We start from the raw sequence: 13,332 nt of genomic DNA, 5'->3' as shown, positions 1-13,332 counted from the left end.
ATCAACGATATCTTCAATGCTTCAGTCGCCAATTGGTAAAATTTATTATTTTTACCTTACGGCCCCATACCAGTGGATAAACGATTATTAATAGAAGCCCTAAAAAGCAGCTCCTTAAAGGAGGTGGCTGATGCCGACCAGATAATGGCATTGCGGTCTCAATTTCCATTCAGCCAGGCTTTGCAAATATTGGCGGCAAAAATCAGCCATGATCTTCAGTTGCCTTCTCATCAGTCTGATCTTCAACAGGCTGCAGTATATTCATGTGATAGAGCTGTACTTAAGGATGTAATGACGCAACGTGCAGAAAGCACTGACGACGATGAAGTTACCTCTGAAAATAAAAATGAATCTCCTGCTATTGACAATGTAATAAACAATTTTGATGTAGCAGACGCCCTTATTAAAGATCTGAAGAAGCTAAGTGAACTGAAGAACAATTTTGAGATGCTTTTCATTGATCAGACCACAATAAGCTTTTCCGCCAAAAAAGAAGAAAAGAAAGCAAGTGACACGGCGGCAGAACCTGCTGTTAAAACTCGCAAGCAGAAGATTGTTGAATTGGCCAAAGCAGCAAGTACTCAAAAAGCAGAACCCTCAGTACCTTCTACAAGAAGAAAAAGAAAGGATAGTCCCCCCGATAAATTGATTGAAGAGCTCTCGTCAAAAGAAGAACTTGAGATTGAGGACGAAAAGCAAAAGGAGCAGATCTCCATTATTGATCAGTTCATAAAAAGCGCTCCTTCCATTGCTAATGCCAGGGAGAAGGACAAGATTGTTTTACCTCCGGCAGACATCGCTTTTATAAAAACGGGCGAATTTAATGAGAATGTAGTATCTGAAACACTCGTTAACATTCTTGTTAGACAAGGAAAGAAAGAAAAAGCAATTGAAGTTTTAAAGAAGCTTATTTGGAAATATCCACAAAAAAAGGCTTACTTTGCATCCCAAATTGAAGACCTGAAGAAGTAATCATTTTATGTATACACTCGTTATTAGTCTAATCATCTTTTTTGCTGTCCTTTTAGTGCTGGTTATCCTGGCTCAAAATTCGAAAGGAGGCGGACTTACAAGTCAATTCGGCGGATCATCTGCAAGTAATATCATAGGCGTGAAAAAGACTGGCGACCTTCTTGAGAAGTTAACCTGGGGTTTTATCATTGCTATTTTTGTTTTAGCAATGTCAACTAACTTTATTACAGCCAACAACCAAGGTCAGCGTAACGAGCTTTTAGAACGTGCAGGTGATCAGGCTCCGATATTAAATCAACCAGCTGCTCCTGGTACAGATACTTCAGGAACTCAAATTATTCCTTCTGATTCATCGTCTAACTAAGTTAAGTACAAAATATTAAAGAAAGCCGTTTCATAATATGAGACGGCTTTTTCTTTTTATCGTATTTAAAAGTTCAAGCTAAGCGGTCTGTGAAATGTGCTTTACAAATAGCCTCTTGGCAACGGGCATCAGTGTTTCAGTAAATGGAAACTTCATTTTAGAAGTAACAAGAAACGCTGCCGGATTAGGCATATCCTTATATCTTTTAATCAAATCCAATTTAAGGTTCTCGTACGTATAAAAAGGCCTCCTTTCAATCATCTCTACGAACTGTGTGTTTAAGCTCCTTAGCTGCTCCTGGCTGTCTTCGAAAATGCTTACTTGGTACTTGTAAATATTAGTCTCCTTTTCAGGAGGCTGGCTTACAAAAAGATATCCTTCATTAGCATACAATGGCGTTACGCCCACAGGAGATATAGCACATTGTGATTCCACATATTCATAGATCACACTTCCCTCTTTGAGTGAATCCTTGATCTGAGGAATTGAGAATTCAATAATTGACTCAAGCTCTGACATAATTGCGTCATCTTCAATCATTTGTCTATAGCTCAACTCCAGTTTCTTAAACTCTTCCAGTGATAGCTCTTTCGGAAAAGACTCCCTGATAAGGGCTTTATTTTCTTTAACTGCCAATAAGTTTCTGTAATGAAAAACCAGATCTGACATAAAAGGATAGAGCTCTACCCTATCAAAAGAATCCTTAACGGTTTTTAAATATGCCAGAAGAAGATACTTCTTGTATTCAAAGTCAATAAGACCTTGCGTTAACCAATCTTTAGATAACCTGTCCATAGATGCACAATTTCGTAACTAAAATTTAATGATTATCTGCGTTTAAAGCAACTTCAAAGATTGTACCGGTGGTAAAGGATTTATTACCGGCTAAGTCTCTTAAATCTGGCAATTGAACCTGTACAACTGGTTCTGAGTTAGCCCTTCAGCCAGAATTACGTTCAGACATAGACATCGGTCTAAATTCGTGACGATAAGATGGAAGGTTCGAGGTAGATTCGATGTAGGTTCGATGAAGGTTCGACAAAAGGGCATTTTCTCGATCCTACGCTGTACTTACTTTGAATTTACGCTGTTTCTACGATGGATTTGGGATGTGTTTCGAACGCAACTCCCATGTTGCCGTCATCTATAGCAGCTCTTAGCTTTAGGTTTACGCCCGGGATAACCATAATCGAACTGACAATTTGCCATTGCCGGTAACTTTAAATTTGTCAGGAACAATCGAAAAACTTACGTGAATCTGTCATTTTATAGAAAAAATGTCCGTTATTCGCCTCACTTTCACGATTGGCATAAAAGCTGTTAAAAAGGCAGCGAACCCAAATTTGTTCAACTAAAAAACAATTCACGTATATGGCGAAAATTAACTTTAAACCTAATGAGGACAGGGTGTTGGTAGAACCTGCAGCAGCAGAAGAAAAAACCGCATCCGGAATTATCATTCCTGACACTGCAAAAGAAAAACCACAGAAAGGTACTATTGTAGCAGTTGGCGAAGGCGTAAAAGACAAGCCTGTAACTGTAAAAGTAGGTGATAATGTACTCTATGGAAAATATGCCGGTACTGAAATCACTATCGATGGAAAAGAGTACCTCATCATGAGAAACTCTGACATTTTCGGAATTATTTAATAAACCACTCAAAAACAACTAGAAATTATGGCTAAAGAAATAACCTTTGATACCTCTGCAAGAGACAGAATTAAAAAGGGTGTTGATAAACTTGCAGATGCAGTTAAAGTTACACTTGGTCCTAAAGGCCGCAATGTTATCCTCGATAAGAAATTCGGTGCTCCTACAGTAACAAAAGATGGTGTTTCAGTTGCTAAAGAAATTGAACTGAAAGATGCTATCGAAAACATGGGTGCCCAGTTAGTGAAAGAAGTTGCTTCTAAGACTGCTGATGCTGCCGGTGATGGTACAACTACTGCTACTGTATTGGCTCAATCTATTTTCGCTCATGGTATTAAAAACGTAGCTGCAGGTGCTAATCCTATGGACCTGAAGCGCGGTATTGACAAAGCAGTTACTGCTGTTGTTGAAAGCCTAAAAGCACAATCTAAAAACATAAAAGATTCTAACGAGATTGCACAAGTTGCTACAATCTCTGCTAACAGCGACGTTGAAATTGGTAAGATGATTGCCAATGCAATGGACAAAGTTGGTAAAGATGGTGTAATCACTGTTGAAGAAGCTAAAGGAACAGAAACCGAAGTAAAAACTGTAGAAGGTATGCAGTTTGATCGCGGTTACCTCTCTCCTTACTTTGTAACCAACACAGAGAAGATGGAAGCTGAATTAGATTCTCCTTTCATCCTGATCTATGATAAGAAGATCAGCAGCATGAAAGAATTGCTTCCTGTTCTTGAACAAACAGCGCAAACTGGTAAACCACTTGTTATCATTGCTGAAGAAGTTGAAGGTGAAGCTTTAGCTACTTTAGTGGTTAACAAAATCCGTGGTGCTTTACGTGTAGCCGCAGTTAAAGCTCCTGGCTTTGGCGACAGAAGAAAAGCTATGCTTGAAGATATCGCTATATTAACTGGTGGACAGGTTATTAGCGAAGAGCGTGGTTTCAAATTAGAAAATGCTACGCTTGATATGCTTGGCCGTGCTGAGAAAGTTAACATCGACAAAGACAATACAACAATTGTTAACGGTGCTGGCAGAAAAGAAGATATCCAAGGCCGTGTTGGTCAAATCAGAGCTCAAATCGAGACAACTACTTCAGATTACGATAAAGAAAAACTACAAGAAAGACTTGCTAAGCTTTCTGGTGGTGTAGCTATCCTCTACATTGGTGCAGCCACTGAAGTTGAAATGAAAGAGAAGAAAGATCGCGTTGACGATGCTTTACACGCAACTCGCGCTGCTGTTCAGGAAGGTATTATCCCTGGTGGTGGTACAGCTTACATCCGTGCAGCTGAAGCATTGAAAAACGTAAAAGTAGATAATGATGACCAGGCTACTGGCGTTAACATTATCCGTCTTGCTCTTGAATCTCCTCTTCGTACAATTGCTGAAAACGCAGGTCAGGAAGGTTCAGTAATCGTGAACAAAGTTCGCGAAAACAAAGGCGATTTCGGATACAACGCACGTGATAACAAGTTTGAAAACTTCTTCGCTGCAGGTATCATCGATCCTACTAAAGTTTCTCGTCTTGCTCTTGAAAACGCAGCTTCTATCGCAGGCCTTCTGTTAACTACTGAGGCAGTAGTATCAGAAATTCCTGAAGAAAAAGAAGCTCCTGCAATGCCACACGGTGGCGGCATGGGAGGCATGATGTAATTAACTTCTTAGTTCATAGATAAACTTCAAAAGGCTTCATTGAAAGATGAAGCCTTTTGTTTTATATTAGTTCTAACAATTACACATGAGGTCAGCTTTCGCGCTATATGTCTTTCTGACTATTGCATTACTCGCCTGCAAGAAGCCAGCATTAACAGATTCTTTATTCCAAGATAATGGCGATGCCAAAAATAGCATTGTCGTATTTCATACATCATTAGCAGATACTCTTCCCGAGGAAACCACCAAAGCGCTAAACGTAGGAAATGTTACTGGAATTAAAGTACTGGACTTACAAGGAAGAGATGTAAGGTACTTTCACTATAAAGCCAACAAGAAAGTATTGCTCGAGGCTTTAGCAAAATCGCCATTCAACAGGAACGCCCTGCTCGCTGACACCTTGTGCAGAGAGATTAGCAGAGAAGAACTCGTTAGGTTTAAAAGAAGTATCGCTGATCCAGAACTACATGCCGGAGCGTTCTTCTGGAATAAGGTAAGTCAAAACGTTGAGATTTATGAGTCGGTAAAACCTCCCCTAAAACATCTTCTTATAATTGATAAATCATCCAGAGATATTCATCATCGGATTGAATTCATCTGATGACGGACGATCTTCGATATAGTATCTTTTGATTAATGAAATATGCGGGTAGCCATACTTTATCATTATAGCTACCCGTATTTTTATGTTAATCTTTCTTTACAGAAGTTCTATAAAGTATTAGCATCATACCAATAAAGGCCAGTGCTCCCAAAATCATATACCCACCTTCACCCAAACTATTTACCATAGCGTGTTCCAGGTTTAGCGACGCCATTCCCTCCGGTATTACTACAGCCAAAATAGCGATAAGTACGCCAGTTAAAGCACCGCCCGCAATAAGTCCGGTGGCGAACAAACCTCCCCGGCTAAGATCATCTTCTTCTTTTACTTCACCTTTTCTTTCAGCTCTCCAATCAACGAAACCTTTAAGCGCTCCACCTAAGAAAATAGGTAGCGTAGTAGATAGCGGTAAATATAATCCGATAGCAAATGCCAATGCTTTAATACCGCATAACTCAATCATAACAGCGATAAAAACACCAACCATTACGAACTGCCAATCTAAATTAAAGGAGAGAATACCTTTTGCCAACGTTGCCATTAACGTAGCCTGAGGTGCAGGGTAAAGATCACTTCCAATAGCATGTTCGGCCAACGGATTAATCTTGAGTAATTCAGGTGTTGGTGTATCCAGAATGTGAACAACTCCTCCTATGGCAATAGAAGAAACGATAGCACCAATAAAAAGCGCGAGTTGTTGATATCTCGGCGTAGCTCCTACAATATATCCGGTTTTCAAATCCTGAGAAGTTCCTCCGGCGTTGGCTGCTGCAATACAAATCATACCTCCAACTACAAGGGCAAGTGGTTCATATAATTTACCTGACCATCCTACACTGGTGAAGATGAGGCAAGTACCCATCAGGGTGGCAATGGTCATCCCTGAAATAGGATTGTTACTTGTTCCTACCAAACCAACGATACGGCTGGATACAGTTACAAAGAAAAATCCGAAGAGGACTATTAGGAAACCGATGATAAGCTTCTGGAGGATGTTATCTCCCGGAATAATGTTATCAGGAAGAAATGCTGTTAACAGAATTAAAGCCAGGCTTCCTATAATTACAACCTTAAAGGATAGGTCGCGTTCTGTTCTTAATACGCCTCCTTCTTTCGCTACCTTAAGCGATCCAACACTTTCTTTAAAAGAGCTGACCATAGTGGGGATAGTTTTGATGAGTGTAATAAACCCACCTGCAGCCACAGCTCCTGCTCCTATCTGGCGGATATAAGCGCGGTAGGTGGCATCCGCATAACTTGAAAAAGTATGTGTTTGAGGATCCCAGTTACCGGGGCCTCCTGCTGTATTTAAATCAGTCAGATTACCGAGCTTTACCAGTTGAAGGGCAATGGTATCAGGAGATACAAGTGTTGCTAATAACGGGTTTAATGCCCACCAGGCAAGAACAGAACCTGCAACAAGAACTCCTGATATTTTAGGACCAATAATATAACCTACGCCAAGATACTCAGGTGTAATTTCTCCTCGTGTTGCCGCTGAAGGCCAGAACTTATTAGCTTGCGCTGTAGCAAAAGCAGGAATTTCGGCTATAATATGAAATAGCTTTTGCAGCAAGGCATATACAAAAGCAACACCCATACCATAGAAAGCAGTCTGCGCAAATACGCCTCCCTTCTCACCTGCCTGTAGAACAGAACCGCAGGCCGTTCCTTCGGGATAAGGTAAGGTTCCGTGTTCTTTTACAATCAGAGACCTTCTTAAAGGAATCATCATCAATGTTCCTAACATTCCTCCAAACGCAGCAAGAATAAGAATGGTCAGGTAGTTGAAGTAAGCATCGCCAACACTTTCCCCATTCTCTCCGGGAGAGAGAAAAAGAAAACCGGGCAACGAAAACACAACTCCCGCCGCTATTGATTCTCCGGCTGATCCTGTAGTCTGAATGATGTTGTTTTCAAGAATTGTAGTCTTTAAGAACTTTCTTCCTAACGTAATAGAAATTACGGCAATGGGTATTGAAGCGGTAACAGTAAGCCCGGCCTTTAGCGCCAGGTAAACGGTAGAGCATCCAAAGAGTATTCCAAAGAGTGAGCCGACAATAACTGACTTTGCCGTGAACTCCTTTACATTTTGTTCAGGAGCCACAAATGGCTTAAAAGATTTATTCTCCTGCATGAGTTATGATTAAGTGGTTTAGGTTCTACATCAACTACCGTATATCTCCCATGAGCTTCCTGATAGGTTTACTTAATAGCAATACAACTACTCCTGAAATCAAGGTAATCTTTACTACTACGCTGAAAAGATCCAGCAACAAATTGGGGTTTGCTTGAATAGCGCTATCATCGAATTCTCCTGCGAACAATCCGGCGGCAAGGTTACCCAACGCAAGAGCCATAAAAAACACGCCCATCATCTGCCCAACAAGTCGCTGAGGTGATAATTTTGTTACCGCGCTTAACCCTATGGGGTATAAACATATCTCACCAAAAGTGTGAAACATATATGTAAATATGAGCCATGTTGGTAGTGGCTTTCCGCCGTTTATTACTATTAGAGACGCGCCCATCATAATTACATATCCTAGCCCCATAAATATTAAACCAAAGGAAGTTTTCAGAGGGGTTGATGGGTTTAGATTGCGTTTGGCAAGCCATATCCAAAGCCACGCAAAAACAGGAACGAAAATCAAGACGAAGATAGGAGGAGCAGATTGCAACCATTCCGCAGGTATTCTGAAAGCCCCTATCATTAGATCAGTATACCGCTCGGCAAATAGGTTCAATGAAGAGCCTTGTCCTTCATACCCTGTATAAAACAAGGTTGTGGTAACAAACAGAATGCATATGGCTATGATCTTCTTTCTTTCGGCATTATCTAATTTCTCTGCTATAAAAATGTACAGGAAGTAAACAACAACGCTGACAAGAATCACAACTCCTGAAGTTTCAGCAAATGCTACCGGGTCAATAGTAATTGTACGTGTTACTAAAAGAGCAACAAAGACAATAAGCAGGGCGATAAATATCAGCAGGCCATTTTTTATTGCCCGCTCTCTCTTCTGTTGCTGAAGTTTATCTTCAAGTTTGCCAGGTTCAAGTCCTGCATTTCCAAGATACTTTTCTGTTAGTTTATACTGCACCAGGCCAAGGGCCATTCCAATTCCTGCAGCTGCAAAACCATAATGCCAGTCGAAGTTGACCCGTAAATAGCCAATGATAATTGGAGATATAAAGGCGCCCAGGTTGATACCCATATAAAATATGGAGAACCCGGCATCACGCCTTGCCTGATCGTTTGAGGTGTATAACTCGCCTACCATACTGCTTATGGTGGGCTTTAACAATCCGGTACCCATAACAATTAAAAGCAGGCCGATAAAAAAAGTCTCGTGAAAAGGGAAGGCAAGACAAAAGTGTCCTAATGTTATGATAATACCTCCATAAAATATTGATTTCCTTAACCCAAAAAACTTGTCGGCGAGCCACCCACCCGGAAGTGCCAAGAGATAAACAAACATGGTGTATAATCCATAAATTGCTCCTCCTGTTTTATCACTCAATCCCATCCCTCCTTTTTCTACTGATGCTACCATGAACAGTAGCAGTAAAGCGCGCATCCCATAATAACTAAAGCGCTCCCACATTTCAGTAAAGAAAAGCGTAGCCAAGCCTCTTGGATGGCCAAAAAAAGTTTTGTCAGAATCCATTTAATAAAATATAAGCGAAGGTTTAGGGCTCTTCTATCCTACAAAATTTTAAAAAGTTCGAAAGTATGGTCTTTGCCGCAGATTCGCAAATTATCCAGAAGCGACAATGATTCTCAAAAATTGTTATGCAAACGATTGAAACATGTTATAAAGTCACTATATTTGACTTACTCATTAACCATACAAACATATGTTAGAGCTAGGCATAAAATCAAACGAGACTACATTACGGGACCTGGGAATTGCAGATGGTATAGCTTATTGGAATCTCAACTCGGATCAACTTATCTCGATTACTTTAAAAAAAGGTCAGGGCCAACTGGATCTGAATGGTGCACTTGCAATAGATACCGGCGAGTTTACAGGCCGATCTCCCAAAGACAAGTTTATTGTTAAAGACGAACTTACGGAGAATACTGTTTGGTGGAACAACTTCAATATTCCTTTTGCGCCTGAAAAGTTTGATCAGCTTTACATTAAAATGATCAGGTATTTTGAGGGGAAGGAAATGTTTGTTCGTGATGCTTTTGCCTGTGCCGACTGGCGTTATAGAATTAACATCCGCATTATTAACGAGTATGCCTGGTCAAATCTGTTTGCTTACAATATGTTTTTAAGGCCTACCGCACAAGAACTTTCTTCTTTCACCGCTGACTGGTTGATTCTAAATGCTCCTGGATTCAAAGCCAACCCTCAGGAAGATGGCACACGCCAGCATAATTTTTCTATAATAGATTTTAAAAGAAGGATTGTCCTTATAGGTGGCTCTGGTTATACCGGTGAGATTAAGAAATCTATATTTAGCGTATTGAATTATGTGCTGCCAGAGAAGAAAAATGTATTGCCTATGCATTGTTCCGCCAACATTGGAGAACAAGACGATACTGCAATCTTCTTTGGATTATCAGGAACCGGAAAAACAACATTGTCTGCTGACCCTAACAGAAAACTAATCGGGGATGACGAACACGGATGGACTCCTGATAACATGATCTTCAATTTTGAAGGAGGGTGCTATGCCAAAACTATCGACCTTTCCCAAGAAAAAGAACCTGACATTTTCAATGCGATACGAAAAGGTGCGTTACTTGAAAATGTTTGCTTTAAAGAGAACAGCAATGAAGTAAACTTCTCGGATTGCTCTAAAACAGAAAACACCAGGGTAAGTTATCCATTGGAATTTATTAACCACATTGCTGTGCCCTCAATCGGCACGAATCCAAAGAACATATTCTTCCTTACCTGTGATGCCTTCGGAATCTTACCTCCTATTTCAAAACTAACACCATCACAGGCAGCCTTTCACTTCATCAGCGGCTACACCGCTAAAGTAGCGGGCACAGAGACTGACGTTACCGAACCAACCATGACATTTTCTACTTGTTTTGGTGCTCCGTTTATGCCGCTTCATCCTACGCGTTATGCAACTATGTTAAGTAAGAAAATCAAGCAGGGAAATGTTAACGTGTGGCTCGTGAACACAGGATGGACAGGAGGACCCTATGGCACTGGTAAGCGTATAAGTTTAAAATATACCAGAGCATTAATCAACGCTGCTTTAAATGGTAGTTTGAATAACGTAGAATACAAAACGCATGAGCTGTTTGGCTTTAACATGCCGGTTACATGTCCTGAGGTACCCGATCAGATCTTAAACCCCAGAAACACCTGGGAAGATAAGGATGAGTATGATGCAAAAGCATACTATCTGGCGAATGCATTTATGAACAACTTTGAGAAGTATGCGGGCTACGCAGATGAAGAAATTTTGAAGGGTGCTCCTCCAATAAGGGTTACCGCTTAAGACTTTTCCCTTTAACCTAAACCAAGCCACCTTTTAACAAGGGTGGCTTTTTTCGTTTAAATGAAAACGATTGCGGCCTGATTTTTATGTACTACCCAAAGAGTAAAACCTAAATATTAAAATATGAAAACCGTAAAACTTATTCCGATGCTCTTGTTCTCGGCGGTTGTGGGGTATGCACAAACATCGCAAAGCGGGCAATCAGCTCAAGCCATTAAGGATGAAGATTTAAGAAAATATGCTGTAACGATGGATTCTATTAAAGTTTTGCAGGAAACTTTACAGCAAATTGTAGCTGAGAATGTTCAAAAGAACACTGTTATGAGTGTTGCCAGATATAACGAACTTTTTAAAATAGAAAAAGATCCTGCTAAGCTTCAGGCTGCAAATGCTACCCAGGAAGAAATAGCATTTTTGCAGGAGATAGGTGAACTAAAGACTTACAACCTGGGCAGAATTAACACTGTGTATAAGGATCTTGTAAAAGATTACGTTGGGATAAAAACCTTTAACACAATTAAAAAGTCTTTAGAAACTGATCAACAGCTTAAAACCCGTTACGATAACATTTCTCAGGATGTTGCAAGCTCTAAGCAAGCTCCTGCAACAGGAAATTCCGAAGGATAATCCTTACTAAATATTGAAAGTAAAAGCATGTTCACCACAACATGCTTTTTTTATTTCTTTTACAGAAAACACAATTGGCCATACTTATCACATTTCCTATCTTTGTTGCCGTTCTAAAGTGGCTTATTCTTTAACTAGTTGTGTTTTTAAAGCGTTCCAGCTTTAAGACATTCTTATTCAGATAAAGCTACAGCTAATTAAACTAGCAGGAACTCAAGCTATTGTGCCCAGGCACGTTACTAAAAACTTTATAAGATTTAGGATTCGCAGAAGCGTATGAAAAAGCACCTCCTGACTGCAACTGTACTGATTTTATTAATAATAGCTGTTTCAACCACAACGTCAATCGGTAAAAGAAGTGAAGGTCTTACTTCATTTTTTAGTGAAAGAGTTTTTAAGGACAGCACAAAAGCCAACGATTCTGTTGAAGTAACCCGTGCTTCCTATGCGCACCACATGGAAGGATGGAAACAATGGAAAACAGTCGAAAACTTTACTTACGGTAAGAATCGCGGAAACCTTCCTATGATTGCCGATCTTCAATCTCTTCATCCTTACTTCCGTGATAAGATTGTTCAGCTCATTAAAAACTGTAAAGCAAAGGGTATTGAACTCGCCATTGTGGAATCTTACCGCACTCATGCAAAACAGTCTGAATACTATGGCATGGGTAAAAAGTATACAAGATCTGCAGGCGGAAAATCAAAACACCAGTATGGGTTGGCAGTAGATGTTGTTCCTGTGATAGATTCTGTTGCTGTTTGGGATAACATACTTCTTTGGAAAAAAGTAGGCATGGAAGGTGAAAAGTTAGGATTGCGCTGGGGCGGAAGATGGAGATCACCTTATGACCCAGCTCACTTTGAATGGTCTGGTGGAATGACCTCATATCAATTGGCTCAGGGAGTGATGCCTCTCCTGCCACAAACAACAAGTCAATTCTACCCTTGCATTGAAGAGGACATTAAGCAGTTAAAGTCTTATTGGGAAGCCTGGGAAAGAGAACAAGCTGCATTATTGGCTAATCTTTCGGCATCTTCTTCTATGGTATCAAGACAGAACCGTTAAGTTCTGTCTCAACTGTTAATCATTTAATATTCTCATCTCCACCCTTCTGTTGAAGGCTCTGGCTTCCTGTGTCATTTCATTACTCAAGGGCTGCGTTCCACCAAAAGCTTTCGTCTTAATACGGTCTTTAGCAACGCCTTTGCTTACAAGGTATTTCTTTACTGCCAATACCCTTTTCTCTGATAACTCCATGTTCGCCTGAGCGCCTCCCTGGTTATCAGTATGTCCTTCCAACTGAATCACCATTTTGTTTTGCTCTTTCATCATTTGAACGATCTCATCAAGCTCTTCAAATGACTTCGGGTCTATGGTAGCCTTGCCCTGAGGAAATATGAGATGGTTCAACCTGATTGTTTCACCCTTAGGAGTTAATTCAATATTCCTGAGAATGCGACTACCTGTTCCTGCATGACGTGGATCTATGAGCACCGTTTTTGAATTATACCCGGAAGCTTCAGCTGTTACCTGATACTTCGCTGTTCCGAAAATTTGAAATGAAAAGGTACTGTCATTAAACCTTCCTGTAATACTACCTGTTGGAACACTGCTGTAGCGTATGCTGGCCTTGATACCTTTCTTTGTTCTTACATCTGTAACCTTACCTTCCGCCTGCAAAGTACCCTCCTGCGCAATGGCAATATTCAATGTACAAGCAACAGCAATAATGCCTAAAAACTTCTTCATGCCGCGAATAAAAAACTATGCTTTGTTAAGAACAAATGTTTTCTACAAAGCATCGATTAACAGGGTCTTAACGCTTTAACTGGCAACTCGAAATGGGCAATAAAAAAACAGCCTCGTTTAGCGAAGCTGTTTTGCGATAACGTTGGACTACAAATCCAAAGTTTTTTGATGGATTCAACTGGCGCTCTCCAGTAATACCAAGAGTGGCTATGCTTACCTCAACTGTATTTTT

At 40.3% G+C, this 13,332-nt stretch carries 12 protein-coding genes; 8 read left to right on the top strand and 4 right to left on the bottom strand.

From position 1 onward, the window contains the following. The first annotated feature begins 72 nt into the window (after positions 1 to 72). On the top strand, positions 73 to 972 hold the full coding sequence (locus KK060_RS23335; protein WP_254157437.1) for a DUF8458 domain-containing protein: 900 nt from the start codon (positions 73 to 75) through the stop codon (positions 970 to 972). Positions 973 to 979: 7 nt separating this feature from the next. Then, positions 980 to 1,336, top strand: coding sequence for a preprotein translocase subunit SecG (gene secG / locus KK060_RS23330; RefSeq protein WP_254157435.1), 357 nt, complete (start codon positions 980 to 982; stop codon positions 1,334 to 1,336). 78 nt (positions 1,337 to 1,414) lie between these two features. Here the strand turns inward: secG and KK060_RS23325 are convergent, their stop codons facing one another. Continuing rightward, positions 1,415 to 2,131, bottom strand: a complete 717-nt coding sequence (locus tag KK060_RS23325; RefSeq protein ID WP_254157433.1) for a hypothetical protein — start codon at positions 2,129 to 2,131, stop codon at positions 1,415 to 1,417. Between the two features lie 576 nt (positions 2,132 to 2,707). On the opposite strand from KK060_RS23325, the gene KK060_RS23320 reads away from it, so the two are divergent. The 3 genes from KK060_RS23320 (at position 2,708) to KK060_RS23310 (ending at position 5,243) form a co-directional block, all read left to right on the top strand. Then, on the top strand, positions 2,708 to 2,986 hold the full coding sequence (locus tag KK060_RS23320) for a co-chaperone GroES (RefSeq protein ID WP_254157431.1): 279 nt from the start codon (positions 2,708 to 2,710) through the stop codon (positions 2,984 to 2,986). 27 nt (positions 2,987 to 3,013) lie between these two features. Next, positions 3,014 to 4,642 carry a chaperonin GroEL gene (gene groL, locus KK060_RS23315; RefSeq protein ID WP_254157429.1) on the top strand — a complete coding sequence of 543 codons (1,629 nt, stop codon included), beginning with the start codon at positions 3,014 to 3,016 and terminating at the stop codon, positions 4,640 to 4,642. Between the two features lie 85 nt (positions 4,643 to 4,727). Next, positions 4,728 to 5,243, top strand: coding sequence for a hypothetical protein (locus tag KK060_RS23310; RefSeq protein WP_254157427.1), 516 nt, complete (start codon positions 4,728 to 4,730; stop codon positions 5,241 to 5,243). A gap of 88 nt (positions 5,244 to 5,331) precedes the next feature. Here the strand turns inward: KK060_RS23310 and KK060_RS23305 are convergent, their stop codons facing one another. Then, complete coding sequence (locus KK060_RS23305; protein ID WP_254157425.1) at positions 5,332 to 7,383, bottom strand: OPT family oligopeptide transporter; 2,052 nt, start codon at positions 7,381 to 7,383, stop codon at positions 5,332 to 5,334. Between the two features lie 34 nt (positions 7,384 to 7,417). After that, complete coding sequence (locus KK060_RS23300) at positions 7,418 to 8,917, bottom strand: peptide MFS transporter (RefSeq protein ID WP_254157423.1); 1,500 nt, start codon at positions 8,915 to 8,917, stop codon at positions 7,418 to 7,420. Positions 8,918 to 9,107: 190 nt separating this feature from the next. Here KK060_RS23300 and pckA point away from each other — a divergent pair, with 190 nt between their 5' ends. The 3 genes from pckA (at position 9,108) to KK060_RS23285 (ending at position 12,416) form a co-directional block, all read left to right on the top strand. Further along, on the top strand, positions 9,108 to 10,721 hold the full coding sequence (gene pckA / locus KK060_RS23295; RefSeq protein WP_254157421.1) for a phosphoenolpyruvate carboxykinase (ATP): 1,614 nt from the start codon (positions 9,108 to 9,110) through the stop codon (positions 10,719 to 10,721). 123 nt (positions 10,722 to 10,844) lie between these two features. Continuing rightward, positions 10,845 to 11,348 (top strand): hypothetical protein, encoded by a 504-nt coding sequence (locus KK060_RS23290; RefSeq protein WP_254157419.1) that lies wholly within the window; start codon positions 10,845 to 10,847, stop codon positions 11,346 to 11,348. A gap of 276 nt (positions 11,349 to 11,624) precedes the next feature. Beyond that, entirely contained in the window at positions 11,625 to 12,416 is a 792-nt protein-coding gene (locus tag KK060_RS23285) for a M15 family metallopeptidase (protein WP_254157417.1), read from the top strand. 15 nt (positions 12,417 to 12,431) lie between these two features. Here the strand turns inward: KK060_RS23285 and KK060_RS23280 are convergent, their stop codons facing one another. Further along, positions 12,432 to 13,100: an OmpA family protein gene (locus KK060_RS23280; RefSeq protein WP_254157415.1), complete on the bottom strand. Its 669-nt coding sequence runs from the start codon at positions 13,098 to 13,100 to the stop codon at positions 12,432 to 12,434. Between the last annotated feature and the right edge of the window lie 232 nt (positions 13,101 to 13,332).

This window comes from Chryseosolibacter indicum (genome assembly GCF_018598585.1).
In the GTDB taxonomy this organism is placed as follows: domain Bacteria; phylum Bacteroidota; class Bacteroidia; order Cytophagales; family Cyclobacteriaceae; genus Chryseosolibacter; species Chryseosolibacter indicus.
Note: the sequence above shows the minus strand (reverse complement) of the source record. Positions and strands in the feature narration are given on the sequence as shown.

What these genes read in the sequence shown, in the direction of transcription:
- KK060_RS23310 (WP_254157427.1), top strand. Translation starts at nt 4,728, where the DNA reads ATGAGGTCAGCTTTCGCGCTATATGTCTTTCTGACTATTGCATTACTC.
- pckA (WP_254157421.1), top strand. Translation starts at nt 9,108, where the DNA reads ATGTTAGAGCTAGGCATAAAATCAAACGAGACTACATTACGGGACCTG.
- KK060_RS23280 (WP_254157415.1), bottom strand. Translation starts at nt 13,100, where the DNA reads ATGAAGAAGTTTTTAGGCATTATTGCTGTTGCTTGTACATTGAATATT.
- KK060_RS23300 (WP_254157423.1), bottom strand. Translation starts at nt 8,917, where the DNA reads ATGGATTCTGACAAAACTTTTTTTGGCCATCCAAGAGGCTTGGCTACG.
- KK060_RS23290 (WP_254157419.1), top strand. Translation starts at nt 10,845, where the DNA reads ATGAAAACCGTAAAACTTATTCCGATGCTCTTGTTCTCGGCGGTTGTG.
- groL (WP_254157429.1), top strand. Translation starts at nt 3,014, where the DNA reads ATGGCTAAAGAAATAACCTTTGATACCTCTGCAAGAGACAGAATTAAA.
- KK060_RS23320 (WP_254157431.1), top strand. Translation starts at nt 2,708, where the DNA reads ATGGCGAAAATTAACTTTAAACCTAATGAGGACAGGGTGTTGGTAGAA.
- secG (WP_254157435.1), top strand. Translation starts at nt 980, where the DNA reads ATGTATACACTCGTTATTAGTCTAATCATCTTTTTTGCTGTCCTTTTA.
- KK060_RS23325 (WP_254157433.1), bottom strand. Translation starts at nt 2,131, where the DNA reads ATGGACAGGTTATCTAAAGATTGGTTAACGCAAGGTCTTATTGACTTT.
- KK060_RS23285 (WP_254157417.1), top strand. Translation starts at nt 11,625, where the DNA reads ATGAAAAAGCACCTCCTGACTGCAACTGTACTGATTTTATTAATAATA.
- KK060_RS23305 (WP_254157425.1), bottom strand. Translation starts at nt 7,383, where the DNA reads ATGCAGGAGAATAAATCTTTTAAGCCATTTGTGGCTCCTGAACAAAAT.